We start from the raw sequence: 15,897 nt of genomic DNA, 5'->3' as shown, positions 1-15,897 counted from the left end.
CCGCCTCCAGGGCGGCCTTTCGCATTCTTTGTCTGATCCGGCCTAGACCAGACCGGCTTTCGTGAACGGCAGACTTGTGATCCACTCGTCCTTTGCAGCCGCAATTGCATTGGCCACAGCCGGGCCAATTGGCGGTGTTCCCGGCTCACCGATCCCGGTCGGAGATTCGGTCGAGGCAACGATGTGCACGTCGATTTCAGGCATGTCGGAAATGCGCAGCGACTCATAAGTGTCGAAGTTTGTCTCTTCGACATACCCGTCGGAGAGCGTCACCTGGTTGCGCAGGATTGCACCGAGACCATATCCAATTCCGCCTTCAACCTGTGCACGGATGTTGTCCGGGTTAACCGGCACTCCGCAGTCGACAGCTGCTGTGACCTTTTCCACCTTGACCGTTCCATCCTCGCGGAAGGAAATCTCGACGACTTCCGCCACATAAGACCCGAAGGACTTGTGAACGGCAACGCCGCGATGACGGCCCTCCGGCAACGGCGTGTCCCAACCGGCCTTTTCGGCAGCCAGCTTCAACACATTCGTCTTGCGCGGATCGTCCTTGAGAAGCTCAAGGCGCAGAGCCACCGGGTCTTTGCCGGTTTCCTTTGCAATCCGGTCGATCATCGTTTCCATGACATAGGCTGTGTGGGTGTGCCCCACGGACCGCCACCATAGAACCGGCACCGGCGTTTCCTGGAATGCCTGATCCATGTTCATCATCGGGAACGAATAGGTCGTGTCGGATGCCCCTTCGGTCATGTTGTGATCCACACCATTCGGCATCAGCATCGGCTCAAAGGCAGTGCCCTTGATGATGGACTTCGCCGCGATGTTGTATTTCACCGCCGTGACGTTGCCGTCGCCGTCGAGACCAACCTTGATCTTGTGGGCTGACATTGGGCGGTAGTAACCGCCAGCCATGTCGTCTTCACGGGTCCAAACGATCTTCACCGGACGCGGCTCCATGCCGGCTTCCCGCATCGCCTTCAACAGGAAGGAAATCTCCGAGACTGGGTGCGCATCCCCTTGCGCCCGGCGTCCAAAGGATCCACCGGCCCACAATGTGTTGATGCTGACCTTCTCGAACGGAATGCCGAGGATGGTGGAGGCAACGTTATGATCGATGGTCGGAATTTGCGAGCCAAACCAGAACTGTGCTGTTTCACCATCGAATTCACCGACAATATCCAGCGGCTCCATGGCGCCATGGGCAAGGAATGGGAAATCGTAGTCGATTTCCATGACCTTCGCCGACGCGTCCAAGGCGGCATCGACATCGCCATCTTCGCGAACCTTGAGGCCCGGCTTGGTTGTCATATTCTTGAGTTCGGTCATCATTGCGTCAGTGGAGCGGGTCTCAGCTGCACTGTCGTCCCACTCGATCTCCAGAAGGTCGCGTGCCTTGATGGCCGGCCAGGTGCTTTCTGCAACCACGGCAACGCCATTCGGTATCTGGAAGATGTCGACGACACCTGCGACCTTCTTGGCTTCAGTCGCATCGAAGGACTTGACCGTGCCGCCAAACCGCGGTGAACGGGCAACCGTTGCGGTCAGCATTCCCTCACGGTTGAAGTCGATGGTGTAGGTGTTCGGCGCGCCAACCGTTTTGTTCTTGACGTCCTTGCGCGGGAAAGACTTGCCGATATAGACCCACTGGTCCGGTGTTTTCAGTGCCGGGTCCGCAGGAACATCTTCGTTTGCTGCCAAACCTGCAAGCTCACCGAGCGTTGCCGATTTACCCGAAGAGTGGGACACAACTCCGCCGGAAACGGTGATTTCACCGGCCGGCACACCCCATTCCTTGGCAGCCGCGGAGATAACCATTGCCTTGGCAGCGGCACCCGCCTGGCGGTACTGCATGAAAGCGTTCGGCATGGCGGTGGAGCCACCTGTGCCCTGAACGCCGAACAGGCTGTTGGCATAAAGCTGCGGGTTGGACGGGGCCAGCTCCAGCACAATTTGCTCGTGAGATGCGTCGAGTTCATCAGCAACCAATGTTGCCAGACCGTTTGCCGTGCCCTGACCCTTGTCGAGGTGTTTGGACAGGACCACGACCGTGTTGTCCGGCCGGATGTGCACAAACGGCTGAACGAATTCACCCGCATCAGCAGCGGCTTTCGCCGTGTTGGGCATCTTGGCGGCGATGATCAGACCACCAACTGCACCGGCCGACATTTTCAGAAATGTCCGGCGGCTCGGCTTGGGAGACTCAAGGGGTTTTTGAAGGAGATGCAACATGACTTAGGCCTCCATCTTGTCGGCTGCGGCATGGATCGCCTTGCGGATCCGGGCGTAGGTCGCGCAGCGGCAGACGTTTCCGTCCATGGCGGCGTCGATGTCTTCATCGGTCGGCTTAGGAGTATCGGTCAGAAGCGCCGTGGCTGCCATGATCTGACCGGACTGGCAGTACCCGCATTGCGGCACGTCCAGCTCGTTCCAGGCTTCCTGAACGGCCTTGGCAGCTTTTCCGTTCACGCCTTCGATTGTGGTAATTTCGGCGCCCTCAAGGTCACCGACCATGGTTTGGCAAGAACGGATCGGCATACCGTCCCAGTGGACCGTGCAAGCACCGCATGATGCGATGCCGCACCCGAATTTGGTGCCGGTCATTCCGAGCTCGTCGCGCAGAGCCCACAGCAGAGGGCTCTCGGGATCCGCATCAAGCGTGCGCGTTTCCCCGTTAATTTTCAAAGTTACAGACATGAGGAGGCGTCTCCCTTGGCTGGCCTAGACTGGCTGAAGGATGTAAACTACACTGTGCAGTGTAATCTCTAGATCCGCATCTGTAAACGCCCTAGTTTACATAGGGCTCAAATTTTGGGATTAAAGAGCGATAAGAAGCGCTGGGTAAACAATGTCGGTATCCGACCAGAAAAAGAAACAAATCGTCGAAGCGGCCATCGCCGAGTTCCAGGAAAAAGGTTTTGCCGGTGCAAGCATGGACCGGATTTCGGAACGGGCGCAGGTTTCCAAACGCACCGTCTACAATCACTTTGAAAGCAAGGAAACGCTTTTCAAAGCGATCAACCAATGCCTGGCAGACCAGGTCAATTCAGCGCTTGAAGTCCCTTATGACCGGGACAAACCGATCCGCGATGCCTTGATCGAACTCGGCTGGGCCGAGGGCGAGCTCATGGTTTCTCCGTGCTTCATGAACCTTGCCCGCATGGTCATGAGTGAAACGATCCGGGACCCGGAACTGGCGGCGGACATGAACGCCCGCATGACCAAGCTCAGCATTTTCGCAGAGTTCATGGAACGGGCGACATCCGATGGGCGCCTTTCAGTTCAAGATCCGGCTGTCGCGGCAGAACAGTTCCTCGGCCTCATCAAGTCGCGCAGCTTTTTTCCGAACATCTATGCCAACCGGGTCGCCGAACGCGACGAGATGGACAAGATCATCAACGAGAGTGTTGATCTGTTCCTGGCGCAATATGCTGCACCGGAAACTGAAGCCGCAAAAAAGTCCGCTTGATCAGCCCATCGGGTCCTGATCCTAACTTTTCCCCGAAGGCCCCACAGGGTTATCCAAAAGCTGTCCCCAGCGTGTCCGGTCCGCCATTTGGGCTCGGGTTTCATCGGATATGAGACCGCGGACGTTCTCTGGCGCCCAGCCACCACCGAGCCCCTTGTAAACCGCAACGAGGTTGGTGAGCACGTTCGCTTCCGCAGCAATCAGCCGCTCCTCGGCCACAAGCAGGCTCTTTTGCGCATCAACCACGCGATTGTAGGACGCCGTGCCGTCTTCATATTGGGCTTCCACCTCGCCGACAGAGCTGCGAGCCGCCCTCAAACTCCGCCGAAGGTAAAGCGCCTGCTGCTTGGATCGCAAAAACCCGGTCAGCGCATTTTCCACTTCCGCATAAGCGGACAACACCGTGTTTTCATAGTTCAACAAGGCTTCCTGAAACTTGGCATCCTGCACCCGGACATTGTTCTGGATCCGGCCGTAATTCAGGAAATTCCAGGAAAAACCGGGATTGAAGAGGGCTGCTGTCGCCCCGCCAGTAAAGAGATTTGAAAAATCATCTGCCCGTACACCGATCGCCCCGGCAATGGTGAATGCCGGGAAGAGATCTGCCTTGGCTACACCGATTTGTGCCGATTGGGCAGCTGCGATGTACTCGGCTTGGCGAATGTCGGGGCGGCGGCGCAACATGTCCGCCGGAACGCCGATCGCGACTTCCGCTGGTACCCGGGGAAAGCCTGACCGGCCGGAAAATCGGGCTTTCATTTTACCCGGCGGCTCGCTCAACAGCACACTCATGGCGTTGTAGGCCTGCGCAAGCTCCGCCTCGTAGCCCGGAATGGCCGCAAGCGTGTTGTTGTAAAGAACGGTCGCTTCATGAACATCCAACTGGGATGCAACGCCGTTTTCCAGCCGGAGCTGAGTAAGGTTCAGAGACTTTTTCTGAAGCGCCGCATTCTTCCGGCTCGAGGCGACGAGTTGCTGCAGCTCCCGGATGGTGACGTATGTCGCCGCAATATCCCCGGTGAGCGTCACCAGCGCATCGTCGTAGGATGCCAGGTTGGCGTTCAAATTCGCTTTGGCAGATTGAACGTCCCGGCGGATCTTGCCCCAGATGTCAATTTCCCACGCCGCGTCAAACCCTGCAGAAACACGCGAGATGTGACTGTCCACCAGACCTGCCCGCTCAAGATCACGGATGATCGGATCCTGCGTGCTGAACCGGATGTTCTCCGAGTTCCCTTTCAACTGCTGGACCTGGGGAAACAGCTCGCCGCGCGCGATGCCGAGCTGGGCGCGCGCCTGGTAAACCCGGACACCGGCTGCCTGCAGCTCAACGTTCTGGCGGTAGGCCTCCGCGATCAGGCCATTCAGCGTTTCATCCTTGAAAACATGCCACCACGGCACGGAGGCAGCGCTGCGGGTGGTAAAGCCGGTGCGGTGATCGACGGTGAGGTTTGCGCCCTTGCCCCAACTGTCGAGCACCGGCGCCTCTGGGCGCTCGAAATCCGGACCGACCATACATCCGGACAAGAAAGCGGCGCCTGCAACGCTGGCAAACAAACCCAATTGTCGAAACACGCTCACCGTCATCACCTACACATCAAACGGGATGATGAAATTCACCCAGGCATACAACCGCATATTGACCCGGCGCAGCACGGACACCCATTCTCCGCCGCCGCCCGTATAGATCGCCGCAGCTCCATGAGCACCGCCCGGGAACCTTTTGAGAGCCGGATCTTCATCCATGACGATCTCAACCGCAAATCGCCCCTGCGGATGCATGAACAGGAAGTTCGGCACATTTCCGCTCGGCTTGATCTGACCTTGCCCGGTCCCTTCCCAAATCGCCTTCACTTTTCCGGTAAACACCTGCCCGGGATAAATATCGAGGGCAACCTCAACCGGCTGGCCGGGCTCCACGAATTTCAGGTGTTCCTGATAAAAGGTTCCAAGAAAATAAGGATTTGCGTCTGCAACAAAGGCGGCGATGGACGCGATCCGGAAGCCGCCAACAACAAGTCCAGGCCGCGCCTGCTGACTGATGATCCGGCCGTCCTCCGGCGCATAGATGGTGGTCTGATCAAAATAATACTGCGCCTGGTCGACTTGGGCCTGCGCCGCCGCCACCTGGGCATTCACACCATCGATTTGCGCCGCGACAGCGAGCTGCGCTTTCGTCACATTCGCTTCGGCCTCGGCCACTTGCGCTTTAGCCCCTGCCAATTGTGCCGTCCATTGATCAAGCGTTTCCTGGCGGGCACCGCCTTTCGGAACAAGATCCGTGTAGCGCTTGACCTGCTCAGCGGCAAAAGTTTCATTGGCCTCAGCCTGAGCCAGCTGGTCCTGCGCGAGAACGACATCTTCTTGTAGGATCAGCGCATTTTGCTGCGCCTCGACAAGGTTGGCCTGCGCTTCTGCAAGCTGGGCGTCATACAGCGTTGATTCAAACTGATAGAGTTTGTCGCCCTTCTTCACCGGCTGGTTCTGAGTGACGAACACCTCTTGCAACAAGGTCGGATGCGGCAGCCGGGGTGCGATCTGGATTGTCTGGCGGATCACATGTCCGTCAATCGTGTAAGGCGCGAAGAAACGCAGGAAGACAACCAACAGAAACAGGACGTGAAAGCCAACCCAGAAGGTCACCACACCCCAGGCAACGTTAAACTTCAGAAGTTTGAACTTGTAGAAAACCAGCCAGGCAAAGATGCCATAGGCCCCAAGGATCAGAAGGGCAATCGTCATGCCGCGCCCCCGGACTTGGGCAACTCTTCCGATTGCGCGCTGACCTGAGCCTCGGCTTCACCGATGGCACTGGACAGGACCGGCGTCGCTGACAACTGATCCGCCCCTCCATCCCCGGCGTCTTCGTTTGCCTTGATTTCACTCCCCTTCGGAAGCTTGCGAATGTCGATCGTCAGGGAATCGTGGTAGGACCACATCAACGCGTGAATCCAGGGAAAGACCGTAAACAGGCCAATCCAACCGCCCAGTTTCACGGATTCAGCATGCGGGTGCTTGCGCTTTTCCGCGAGTTTGCCTGGAAGACCGCCCAGCGTGATCATGACATAAAAGAATGCGACAACCGCCAGAACACCGATCAAGAAGGTCAGGTAATCATAGCCGTCGAGCTTGAAGTCAATCAGGTTCATGGGTCCTCCGCGCCAGCCCCCACATGGTTAAGGTTCGCCCTTCCGACACCCTCAGACGCCCGGCTGGCAATTGCAACCCTTCTTGCGGCCCGCTCCACGCGTGTTTCAAGTGAAGGATCATTGAAACGGCGGTCTTTTGCACACTTCTGGGGCTTGCGCGGCGAATAGAACCGGCTAAATTGCCGCAAATTTCAACGAAGCGGACCCCTCCGCACAACTCACGAACTGGATCCTCCCTCAATGGCGTATGGTGACATCAAGAAAGTCGTGCTGGCCTATTCCGGCGGCCTCGACACGTCCATCATCCTGAAATGGCTGCAAACCGAACTCGGCTGCGAAGTTGTAACCTTCACGGCAGATCTCGGTCAGGGAGAAGAGCTGGAGCCGGCGCGCAAAAAAGCCGAGATGATGGGCATCAAGGAAATCTACATTGATGACCTGCGCGAAGAATTCATTCGCGACTTCGTCTTCCCGATGTTCCGAGCCAATGCCGTTTATGAAGGTGTCTACCTGCTCGGTACCTCGATTGCCCGTCCGCTGATCTCCAAGCGGTTGATCGAGATCGCCGAAGAAACCGGCGCCGATGCAGTTGCCCATGGCGCGACCGGCAAGGGCAATGACCAGGTTCGCTTTGAGCTCTCAGCGTATGCCCTCAACCCGGACATCAAGGTAATCGCGCCGTGGCGGGATTGGACCTTCAAATCCCGGACCGATCTCTTGGACTTCGCCGAGAAGAACCAGATCCCGGTTCCGAAAGACAAGCGCGGCGAAGCCCCGTTCTCAGTGGACGCCAACATGCTGCACTCGTCTTCCGAAGGAAAGGTTCTGGAAGACCCGAACGAGGAAGCGCCGAACTATGTGTTCCAGCGCACCGTTGACCCGACCGAGGCCCCGGACGTTGTCACGGAAATCGAGATCGGCTTCGAAAAGGGCGATGCAGTTTCTCTGAACGGCGAAAAAATGTCTCCGGCAACACTGTTCGCAAAGCTCAACGATTATGGCCGCGACAACGGCATTGGCCGCCTGGACATGGTTGAAAACCGGTTTGTCGGCATGAAGAGCCGCGGCATCTATGAGACCCCGGGCGGCACGATCCTGCTGCAGGCGCACCGCGCCATGGAGTCGATCACGCTCGATCGCGGCGCAGGCCATCTCAAAGACGAGTTAATGCCACGCTACGCCGAGCTGATTTACAACGGCTTCTGGTTCTCACCTGAGCGGGAAATGCTGCAGGCTCTGATCGACAAGAGCCAGGAGCACGTGACTGGCACCGTTCGCCTGAAACTCTACAAGGGCAACGTGATCGTTGTCGGCCGTGCGTCGCCCTATTCGCTCTATGCAGAAGAGCTGGTAACCTTTGAAGACGACCACGGCGCCTACGATCAAAAAGACGCTGCCGGCTTCATCAAGCTGAACGCTCTGCGCCTGCGCACGCTTGCCAAGCGCAACCGGCTCGGCTGAGCCATGAACACACCCGCCGCAACCCGCTTTTCCGAAAAGCTTGTTGCGGCGGGTTTTCTTTTGTTCGGCGGTTTTAAACCGGAGGACACAGACTTGGCGCCGGCGACAGGCGGGGGCTCTGCGCCCAAAACCCTGCTGATCATTGGCAGCACCGGCCCTGGATTGTGGCCCACCTTCAAGGCGGCGCCGGAAGCTCAAGATGGACAGCCTGATCCGATGGATCGGTATACACGGCGGGTTTTGAGCAAACTTGCCGCTGACTTCGGCTTCAAGCCACTCTTTCCGTTTGACGGCCCGCCTTACCATCCGTTTCAGAAATGGGCTTTGAAGTGCGGGGGGTTCTCCCAGAGCCCGTTTGGACTTCTCGCGCACACAACCTACGGGCCTTGGGCCGGGCTCAGAGCAGCCTTTCTGTCCACCGATGAGCTAGACACTTCAACTGGCGAAGACACTCCTGGTCCTTGCCTCACGTGCCAGGAAAAACCCTGCCTGACGGCCTGCCCGGTCGACGCCATTCAATTGGACACAGGCTATGACGTCGCGCGTTGCCTGGAGTATCTGGGCTGCACACCAGATGCCGGATGCTGGAGCGGGTGCCAGGCCCGAAAAGCCTGCCCAGTCGGCCAGCACTACGCGCCGGACGCTACAAACGGCCGCTTTCATATGAAGAGTTTTGTAGGCTTAGCCTGAGATCTGAAACGCACAGTGACTGCGCTTTGGTTAACAGCTGGCACCAGCCCGAAACACCAATGCGCGCGCCTGCGTCGGTCGGTCTGACATTATCATGCTCGGTTCTAAGCGATTCCGTCGCAATGGCAGGGGCATACGCGCTCTGAGCTATTCGGCCATCAAATGTGAGCGTCGAACCAATTGCCGCCAGTGTTCAATGGATGAAGAAAGCTGCATTAATTGTCGCAAGGTCAAAGTGATTTTCGCTCGAGTTCCTCGGACTAAGGTGCAACCAAGCGACGCGTTCATCTTGAAATTGGCGCCTGCCATGACGCGTAAACAACGGCGGCTGGTGATCTCCGACCAGCAGAATTTCTGTGTCACGCAACAAAGGGTTCATCGCAATATCAGAAACGAGATGGGATATGTTCAACCAGTGCTCTGCCATCCGGCACAGCTCTTGATCGTCAAATACACCGCCATCCCAGCAATTCAGGCGATCTGGCACTTCATGACGGCCCACAGGTTTATGAGAATTCAAAGTCAGCCAATAGGCGAACTTGGCACCGGAGCTTTCAGATAACAGAAAAGCTTCTACCGAACCTGCAACGTCATCATCACACATGCCACGAAACGTGGTGCCGCAATGGGAGATCGGCACGTGCTCATTCAAACCAGCACGGTTTTCCAAAAAGAAAATGTTTTCAAAACCAATTTTTGGATACCAGTGTACACGCTCGAAGAATTCGCCGGTAAACGCATGAAATGCGGCTGTTTCATAGCCCACTTCTTTGGCCCGGTTAGGTAAACAATCAAGATGCTCGATATCCCGCAGATCCCGATAGTCTGCAAACAAGTTGCAAAGCTCTCGTATTTCGGCCGTTGACGTTGATCCGGAATACAAAACGTTGCCGGTATATACATCATATCTGGACGACACCTTTTTTCCCAACAAAGGACCCCAGACCAATTCCTGGCTCTCACTGTTAGAAAAGGCACCCAAACCTTCCACTATGACAACTAACAGATTGGGTTGTTCCGAAGACGTTACGACAACTCCCAGATCAGCATAAGTTGTTGCGGTGTCATCGACAGCGGAAAACGGCTCGACAGCAACACTTATGACTTCCTGCATCTTCTGGGGCGTAGTGTTCGCTATTGTATCAGCGAAGACCATGAGCATTACACAAAAGGCAAAAGGATAGAGGCTCATTTCACTACGGCGTCGTTTTGCTCTTTGAACAACAACATTTGTCGCAAAGAAGCACATGATAACTGCGCCAAATACCATGACGTACATCGCTGAGTGCTGCACTTGCAGCGTCGACACAAACTTTGTTGCGTCGAAAAACATGGCTACAGGCATCTGAAAGTAGACTGAGGCGACTAATAACGCGTCCAATGACATCGCAAAAATCATGACAAAATAGAACGACCATCTGCCTAATATAGTTCCGAGAAGAACCAACATTGCAAGCAGGCCGATTTGAAAATTCCTTATCGGGCAAAAGTAAATCATCATTGCAAGATAAAGGGCGTTTGGAAGAAAGACCGAAAGAATCGCGAACTCCCAGGAAGCGGCACTCCAATGGCGATTTTCCGGCAAAAAGGCACGAACGCTGAATCTCATTAAACAACCTATAGATGCAAACTCAATACCAACGGCATAAGGAGTGAGGTTTAAAAACTCCTTACCAATGGTTGTAAATTTGCAATCTACGGTCTGGCTTTAATTACAATGCCCAATTTATCCACGACGTCTTAGTGCCGCTCCGTGACGGGAAGTCTACTAAAATTCAGTTTTGTTCGTGTGAGACTCGGACGCTAGCGACAAACGCGCGTCAAACCAGGACCACCTAATCACACAGCATCGGCGTATGCCCAACTAACCTTAAATAAAAAATAAGTCAGATTGGTCGGCGCCACACACGCCCCAGGCACCAGTTCACCCTGATATCTTCACCACGCCGTCCTGATCGGGGCAGGTTGTCAGGGCCTCTGCGGCTGTCTGCCCGTCCGCGAGCGGCGCATCCGGCCAGATTTCGGCAAGCGGGATCAGAACAAAGGCGCGGTCTCCCATGCGTGGGTGCGGCAACTCCAGATCGGGCTCATTCACGGTCCGGGTCCCGTAAATCAGGACATCAATATCAATGATCCGCGGTCCCCAGCGAACATCGCGGACCCGGCCCAGCTCGGTTTCAATGGCAAGACACCGCGCCAACAGGTCCTGAGGCGATAAGGTGGTATCGACGACGGCACAAATGTTCCGATAGTCGTCCTGTGGAACCGGCCCCCAGGGCGGTGTGCGGTAATCGGACGATCTGGCGACAACGGTAATTCCCTCGCTGGCGTCCAGATGCTCCAGCGCTTTTTTCAAATGCGCGGCCGTGTCGCCGATGTTCGACCCGAGGCCGAGGGCACATCGGGTCGGTGCTGCCACTTCGGCCGTGACAAGGTTCGTTTGATGGAGGGTCATTTATACGGGGTTCCGTTCCAGTCGTGTTGCCTCCGATATACGCACACAATCGGCATGTGGACGTACGTCATGGGCTCTTATTATTGATGCACCCTTCATCACAGCCGTCATATGCACCGCGATGGAGCCAAAAAGCCGTTCCTCGGTTTCAACACCCAAAACCGCACCGATCATGCGTTTCCGCGATGCTCCGGCAAGAATAGGCAAGCCGTGCTTCTGCAGAGTCTCCAGCCGGTTCAAAATGAGAAAATTCTGATCAATGGTTTTGCCAAAACCAAATCCCGGGTCGAGGATCTGCTTGTTTTCCGCGATGCCAGCCCGCTCAGCCAACGACATGGACCTCTCAAAGAACCGGTCCATGTCAGCAAGGATATCAATACCGGCGTCCGCGGCCTCCCTGTTGTGCATCATCACGACCGGCACACCGAGCTCGGCAGCCGTGTCAGCCATCGCAGGATCCTTTTGCAGGCCCCAGACATCGTTGACGATCGCGGCACCCGCAGCGCCAGCCCGGCGCGCAATCTCCGCCTTGTAGGTGTCGATCGAGACCGGACACCCAAGCTCACAAACAGGTTCTAAAATCGGTGCAAGCCGGGACCATTCGTCCTCCAGCGCAACCGGTTCAGATCCGGGCCGTGTGCTTTCCGCGCCAATGTCCAAAATGTCGGCCCCATCGGCGATCATGGACCGGGCATGCTCAAGCGCCTTGTCCGTCGCATCGAACCGGCCGCCATCGGAAAAGGAATCCGGTGTCACGTTCAAAATGCCCATCACGTGGGCGCGGCTCTCCGGCAAGGTGTAGGCAGCAGCTTTGGCCATCAGTCGTCCTTCATCGTCCACCAATTGGACCAGAAGTCTCGTCTGATGCCCCGCTCTTAACGGCAGGTCAAGCAAATGAATCCCGCGGACACGGGATAATCAAGACGTAGTTATTCGGCTGCGGCGTGCTGGGTGTCCTGGCCGCGGAGCAGCAGGTAACAGCCGACACCCACCACCGGCATTGCCGGAAGCACAAAAGCAAGCCCGAGAACAGGATCACCGGCAACGGCCACGATCAGGCTTGCAGCCACACCGCCGCCAAACTGAAGGAAGCCAAGCATGGACGAAGCTGCGCCTGCAATGTGCGGGAACGGGGCCATGGAATCTGTAAAACTTGCCGGAAGAACAAACGCCAAGGCGAATACAAACAAGCCAACGGGCGCCATGACGGACGCCACGGAGGGCGCTTGTGTCAGTGTCATGCCGCACATCAAGACAGAGGCAACAACCAGCATGACCAATCCGAAGGGCACCAGCTTGTGCGCGTCAGTCACTTTCAACAGCTGACCGGTGACCACTGTGCCGAGGATAAATGACCCGGACTGCAGGATCATGGTGAGGCCGAAGACAGAGGGCGACAGGCCGACTTCGTAGATCAGCACGAAGGGCAGCACGGTTGCGAGGGCATAGATGTTGCCGAGGCCACAGCCGATCAGGATTGCTGGCGCGAGAAACCGTGGATCTTTCAAAAGCGTGGTGTAATTGATGGCGAGCTGACGCGGGTTCAGGTGATGTTTGCCCGGCGATGGGTTCGTTTCCACTTGAAACACGGTCACGGCCGCCACCAGCGCCACGCCGTAGATCACCATGCACCAGAAGACTTCCCGCCAGCTGAACAGCTCGAGTACGAATCCGCCGATCGTTGGCGAAAGCGCCGGCCCAAGCGCCAGCATCATGGCAATGGTGTTCATAATCCGCGCGGACGCCTGACCGGTGAATTGATCCCGCACAATTGCGCGCGAGACAGAAATCCCGATCGCTGCGCCAACCCCTTGAAGGGCGCGGGCTGCCACCATGAACTCTACTGTGGGGCTGAATGTCGCCAGCACGCTGGAAATCAGATAGATGCCAAGAAAAAGGATTGTGATCGGCTTGCGGCCGAAAGCGTCGGTCAACGGCCCACACACCAGCTGCGTGGCGGCAAATCCAGCAAAATAGGACGTCAGAGTCAGCTTCACCGCACCGTCGGTCGTGCCGAAAAACTCAACCAGCGCCGGCATGGCCGGCGTGTAAAGCGCCATGGAAATGGGCCCGACGGCCACAAGACCGGCGCCGAGCAGTGCCGTTCTGCGGGCACTCATTAAAGTGGCGGGTATTGCTGTCATTTACCCTTCCCGTTCGGCGAAAGCAGCAAAAGACTATCCTTCATGTTTTGAAGAAGGGTTTCCAGCACCTTGCGGTCTTCCCCCATAACACCTTCCAGCGCTCGCGCCCGGACACCTTCCAGAGCAACGCTGATGCGCTCCAGCAGCGGGTCGGCGTCTTCGGTAAGCAGCACCAGTTTCGCGCGTTTGTCGGACGGATCGGGCTGGCGCTTGATAAGGCCAGACTTTTCGAGCGAGTCGAGATAGCCCACGAGGGTCATCGGTTCCACGTACATCGCATCGGCCAAAACCGCTTGCCGCTGACCCGGCATCCGCCAGACGTAAAACAGTGTCCGCGCCTCGCCAACGGTCAAGCCTGTTTCGACATCGGCAAGGGCCGCCTCGAACTGGCGGCGCAGCATGCGCGCCAGGTCAACAATCAGCATCGTCACACCGATATTGGGTGGAGGTAGTGTCATGAACAGCTCAAATTAATAAGGATACCTTACTAGTTAGGGCGGAGGTTCATTTCTGTCAATGCGCAGAACTACCACTGCATTGCACAATTCAAGGACTGCGCGTATAAAGGCGCCAAATTCGGCCCGGCAGAACCAGACTGCAGCCGATCCCGGAAATTCATATCCAGATGTGCTGCGGGTTCCCATGGGACCCGCTTCATGTCTTTTGGAGCCTACTAATGAAACTGCGTAACATTGCCATCATCGCGCACGTCGACCATGGCAAAACCACTCTGATCGACGTCCTCCTGAAACAATCCGGTGCGTTCCGCGACAACCAGCGCACCGAAGAACGCATGATGGACTCCAACGACATCGAGCGCGAGCGTGGCATTACCATCCTGGCGAAGGTGACCTCGCTGGTCTGGAAAGACACACGTATCAACATCGTCGACACCCCTGGCCACGCCGACTTCGGCGGCGAGGTGGAGCGCATCCTGCACATGGTCGACGGCGTGATCCTTCTGGTCGACGCTGCCGAAGGCCCGATGCCGCAAACGAAATTCGTTCTTGGCAAAGCACTGAAACTCGGCCTGAAGCCGATCGTTGCCATCAACAAGATCGACAAGCCGGAACAGCGCGCCGACGAAGTTCTGGACGAAGTGTTCGACTTGTTCGCTTCCCTCGATGCCAATGAGGACCAGCTCGACTTCCCGGTTCTTTACGGCTCTGCCAAGCAGGAATGGATGGCGCTGGAGCCGAATGGACCGCAGGACAACATGGATCCGCTGTTCGACATGGTGCTCGACAAGGTCGCCGAGCCGGAAGCCGAAGACGGCGAGTTCAAGCTGCTGGCGACAACAATCGAATCCGACCCGTTCCTCGGCCGTATCCTGACCGGCCGTGTCGTTTCCGGAACCGCCACGCCGAACATGGCCATCAAGGCCCTGTCGCGCGACGGCAAGCAGATCGAGACCGGCCGCGTCTCGAAAATCCTCGCCTTCCGTGGTCTGGAGCGTCAGCCGATCGAAAAGGGTGAAGCCGGCGACATCGTCGCAATTGCGGGCCTGACCAAGGCAACCGTTGCCGACACGCTCTGCGCGCCGGGTGTTGACGAGCCGATCCAGGCCCAGCCGATCGATCCGCCAACCCTCTCCATGACCTTCCGCGTCAACGACAGCCCGCTCGCAGGCACCGAAGGCTCCAAGGTTCAGTCCCGCGTTATCCGCGAGCGCCTGATGAAGGAAGCCGAAGGCAACGTCGCGCTGAAGGTTGAAGACACCGACGAACCGGATGCCTTCATCGTCTCCGGCCGCGGCGAACTACTGCTGGCGATCCTGATTGAGAACATGCGCCGTGAAGGCTTTGAGCTCGGCGTTGGCCGTCCGCGCGTCGTTTATCAGTTCGATGAGGCCGGCAATCGTCTGGAGCCAATCGAGGAAGTCATCATCGACGTCGATGAGGAATTCTCCGGCGCCGTCGTTCAAAAACTTCAGGAACGCAAAGCCGATCTTCTGGAAATGAAGCCGTCCGGCGGCGGCCGTACCCGTCTGGTGTTCCACGCCCCGACCCGCGGCCTCATCGGCTACCAGGCCGAATTGATGTCCGACACGCGCGGCTCTGCGATCTTCAACCGCCTGTTCCACGCCTATGAAGCCTACAAGGGCCCGATCACAGGCCGCCACACGGGCGTTCTTCTGTCCAACGGCACGGGCGAAGCAGTGGCTTACGCGCTGTTCAACCTGGAAGACCGCGGCCCGATGATGATCGATCCGGGCACCAAGGTGTATCCGGGCATGATCGTGGGCGAGCACACCCGCGGCAACGATCTGGAAGTCAACGTCCTGAAAGGCAAGCAGCTGACCAACATCCGCTCTGCAGGCAAGGACGATGCGGTAAAACTCACCACCCCGATCCGCCTGACGCTGGAAGCGGCGCTCTCCTACATCGCGGATGACGAGCTGGTCGAAGTCACCCCATCCAGCATCCGTCTGCGCAAGGCCGAACTCGACCCGCACGAGCGCAAGCGCCAGGAACGCGCCCTGAAAAAAGAAAGCGCCTGAGTTTCCTAATTTTCTAGGTGGTATGAGTT

General features: G+C 57.2%; 14 protein-coding genes. 4 read left to right on the top strand and 10 right to left on the bottom strand.

The annotated features are described in order from the left end of the window. Positions 1-42: 42 nt before the first annotated feature. Positions 43-2,232, bottom strand: coding sequence for a xanthine dehydrogenase family protein molybdopterin-binding subunit (locus AC0J4F_RS07105; protein ID WP_473025823.1), 2,190 nt, complete (start codon positions 2,230-2,232; stop codon positions 43-45). A 3-nt stretch (positions 2,233-2,235) separates the two neighbouring features. Beyond that, positions 2,236-2,697: a (2Fe-2S)-binding protein gene (locus AC0J4F_RS07100; protein ID WP_040451073.1), complete on the bottom strand. Its 462-nt coding sequence runs from the start codon at positions 2,695-2,697 to the stop codon at positions 2,236-2,238. A gap of 151 nt (positions 2,698-2,848) precedes the next feature. Here AC0J4F_RS07100 and AC0J4F_RS07095 point away from each other — a divergent pair, with 151 nt between their 5' ends. Continuing rightward, a complete protein-coding gene (locus tag AC0J4F_RS07095) occupies positions 2,849-3,469 on the top strand; it encodes a TetR/AcrR family transcriptional regulator (protein ID WP_133952335.1) in 621 nt (206 codons plus the stop codon). Positions 3,470-3,490: 21 nt separating this feature from the next. On the opposite strand, the gene AC0J4F_RS07090 is transcribed toward AC0J4F_RS07095, so the two are convergent. The 3 genes from AC0J4F_RS07090 to AC0J4F_RS07080 are packed head-to-tail and all read right to left on the bottom strand — an operon-like array spanning position 3,491 to position 6,618. After that, positions 3,491-5,050, bottom strand: coding sequence for an efflux transporter outer membrane subunit (locus AC0J4F_RS07090; protein WP_473025822.1), 1,560 nt, complete (start codon positions 5,048-5,050; stop codon positions 3,491-3,493). A 9-nt stretch (positions 5,051-5,059) separates the two neighbouring features. Further along, complete coding sequence (locus tag AC0J4F_RS07085; RefSeq protein ID WP_473025821.1) at positions 5,060-6,211, bottom strand: HlyD family secretion protein; 1,152 nt, start codon at positions 6,209-6,211, stop codon at positions 5,060-5,062. After that, positions 6,208-6,618: a DUF3302 domain-containing protein gene (locus AC0J4F_RS07080; RefSeq protein WP_473025820.1), complete on the bottom strand. Its 411-nt coding sequence runs from the start codon at positions 6,616-6,618 to the stop codon at positions 6,208-6,210. Before AC0J4F_RS07080 ends, AC0J4F_RS07085 begins: the two co-directional genes overlap by 4 nt. A 240-nt stretch (positions 6,619-6,858) precedes the next feature. Here AC0J4F_RS07080 and AC0J4F_RS07075 point away from each other — a divergent pair, with 240 nt between their 5' ends. Both AC0J4F_RS07075 and AC0J4F_RS07070 read left to right on the top strand, forming a co-directional pair. Then, the gene (locus AC0J4F_RS07075) at positions 6,859-8,079 is read left to right on the top strand and encodes an argininosuccinate synthase (RefSeq protein WP_209176187.1); all 1,221 of its coding nucleotides are present in this window, start codon (positions 6,859-6,861) and stop codon (positions 8,077-8,079) included. A 3-nt stretch (positions 8,080-8,082) separates the two neighbouring features. Beyond that, positions 8,083-8,769 (top strand): hypothetical protein, encoded by a 687-nt coding sequence (locus AC0J4F_RS07070; RefSeq protein ID WP_473025819.1) that lies wholly within the window; start codon positions 8,083-8,085, stop codon positions 8,767-8,769. A gap of 193 nt (positions 8,770-8,962) precedes the next feature. Here the strand turns inward: AC0J4F_RS07070 and AC0J4F_RS07065 are convergent, their stop codons facing one another. The 5 genes from AC0J4F_RS07065 to AC0J4F_RS07045 all read right to left on the bottom strand — a co-directional run bounded on the left by AC0J4F_RS07065 (position 8,963) and on the right by AC0J4F_RS07045 (position 13,826). After that, positions 8,963-10,378: a sulfatase-like hydrolase/transferase gene (locus tag AC0J4F_RS07065; RefSeq protein ID WP_473025817.1), complete on the bottom strand. Its 1,416-nt coding sequence runs from the start codon at positions 10,376-10,378 to the stop codon at positions 8,963-8,965. A 315-nt stretch (positions 10,379-10,693) separates the two neighbouring features. Then, positions 10,694-11,224, bottom strand: a complete 531-nt coding sequence (folK, locus tag AC0J4F_RS07060; protein WP_133952349.1) for a 2-amino-4-hydroxy-6-hydroxymethyldihydropteridine diphosphokinase — start codon at positions 11,222-11,224, stop codon at positions 10,694-10,696. After that, positions 11,225-12,043, bottom strand: a complete 819-nt coding sequence (gene folP, locus AC0J4F_RS07055) for a dihydropteroate synthase (protein WP_473025816.1) — start codon at positions 12,041-12,043, stop codon at positions 11,225-11,227. A gap of 110 nt (positions 12,044-12,153) precedes the next feature. After that, positions 12,154-13,368 carry a multidrug effflux MFS transporter gene (locus AC0J4F_RS07050; protein ID WP_473025815.1) on the bottom strand — a complete coding sequence of 405 codons (1,215 nt, stop codon included), beginning with the start codon at positions 13,366-13,368 and terminating at the stop codon, positions 12,154-12,156. Next, positions 13,365-13,826, bottom strand: a complete 462-nt coding sequence (locus AC0J4F_RS07045) for a MarR family winged helix-turn-helix transcriptional regulator (RefSeq protein ID WP_133952355.1) — start codon at positions 13,824-13,826, stop codon at positions 13,365-13,367. The genes AC0J4F_RS07050 and AC0J4F_RS07045 overlap by 4 nt, the downstream gene beginning before the upstream one ends. A gap of 218 nt (positions 13,827-14,044) precedes the next feature. Here AC0J4F_RS07045 and typA point away from each other — a divergent pair, with 218 nt between their 5' ends. Beyond that, on the top strand, positions 14,045-15,868 hold the full coding sequence (typA, locus tag AC0J4F_RS07040) for a translational GTPase TypA (protein ID WP_473025813.1): 1,824 nt from the start codon (positions 14,045-14,047) through the stop codon (positions 15,866-15,868). Positions 15,869-15,897: the final 29 nt, after the last annotated feature.

The sequence above is a fragment of the Roseibium sp. R5 genome, from assembly GCF_055755305.1.
The sequence above is the reverse complement of the archived record's forward strand: the minus strand, read 5'-3'. Positions and strand labels throughout refer to the sequence as shown.

Coding starts and splice junctions, on each gene's coding strand:
- AC0J4F_RS07105 (WP_473025823.1), bottom strand. CDS start 2,232: ATGTTGCATCTCCTTCAAAAACCCCTTGAGTCTCCCAAGCCGAGCCGC.
- AC0J4F_RS07100 (WP_040451073.1), bottom strand. CDS start 2,697: ATGTCTGTAACTTTGAAAATTAACGGGGAAACGCGCACGCTTGATGCG.
- AC0J4F_RS07095 (WP_133952335.1), top strand. CDS start 2,849: ATGTCGGTATCCGACCAGAAAAAGAAACAAATCGTCGAAGCGGCCATC.
- AC0J4F_RS07085 (WP_473025821.1), bottom strand. CDS start 6,211: ATGACGATTGCCCTTCTGATCCTTGGGGCCTATGGCATCTTTGCCTGG.
- AC0J4F_RS07080 (WP_473025820.1), bottom strand. CDS start 6,618: ATGAACCTGATTGACTTCAAGCTCGACGGCTATGATTACCTGACCTTC.
- AC0J4F_RS07075 (WP_209176187.1), top strand. CDS start 6,859: ATGGCGTATGGTGACATCAAGAAAGTCGTGCTGGCCTATTCCGGCGGC.
- AC0J4F_RS07070 (WP_473025819.1), top strand. CDS start 8,083: ATGAACACACCCGCCGCAACCCGCTTTTCCGAAAAGCTTGTTGCGGCG.
- AC0J4F_RS07065 (WP_473025817.1), bottom strand. CDS start 10,378: ATGAGATTCAGCGTTCGTGCCTTTTTGCCGGAAAATCGCCATTGGAGT.
- folK (WP_133952349.1), bottom strand. CDS start 11,224: ATGACCCTCCATCAAACGAACCTTGTCACGGCCGAAGTGGCAGCACCG.
- folP (WP_473025816.1), bottom strand. CDS start 12,043: ATGGCCAAAGCTGCTGCCTACACCTTGCCGGAGAGCCGCGCCCACGTG.
- AC0J4F_RS07050 (WP_473025815.1), bottom strand. CDS start 13,368: ATGACAGCAATACCCGCCACTTTAATGAGTGCCCGCAGAACGGCACTG.
- AC0J4F_RS07045 (WP_133952355.1), bottom strand. CDS start 13,826: ATGACACTACCTCCACCCAATATCGGTGTGACGATGCTGATTGTTGAC.
- typA (WP_473025813.1), top strand. CDS start 14,045: ATGAAACTGCGTAACATTGCCATCATCGCGCACGTCGACCATGGCAAA.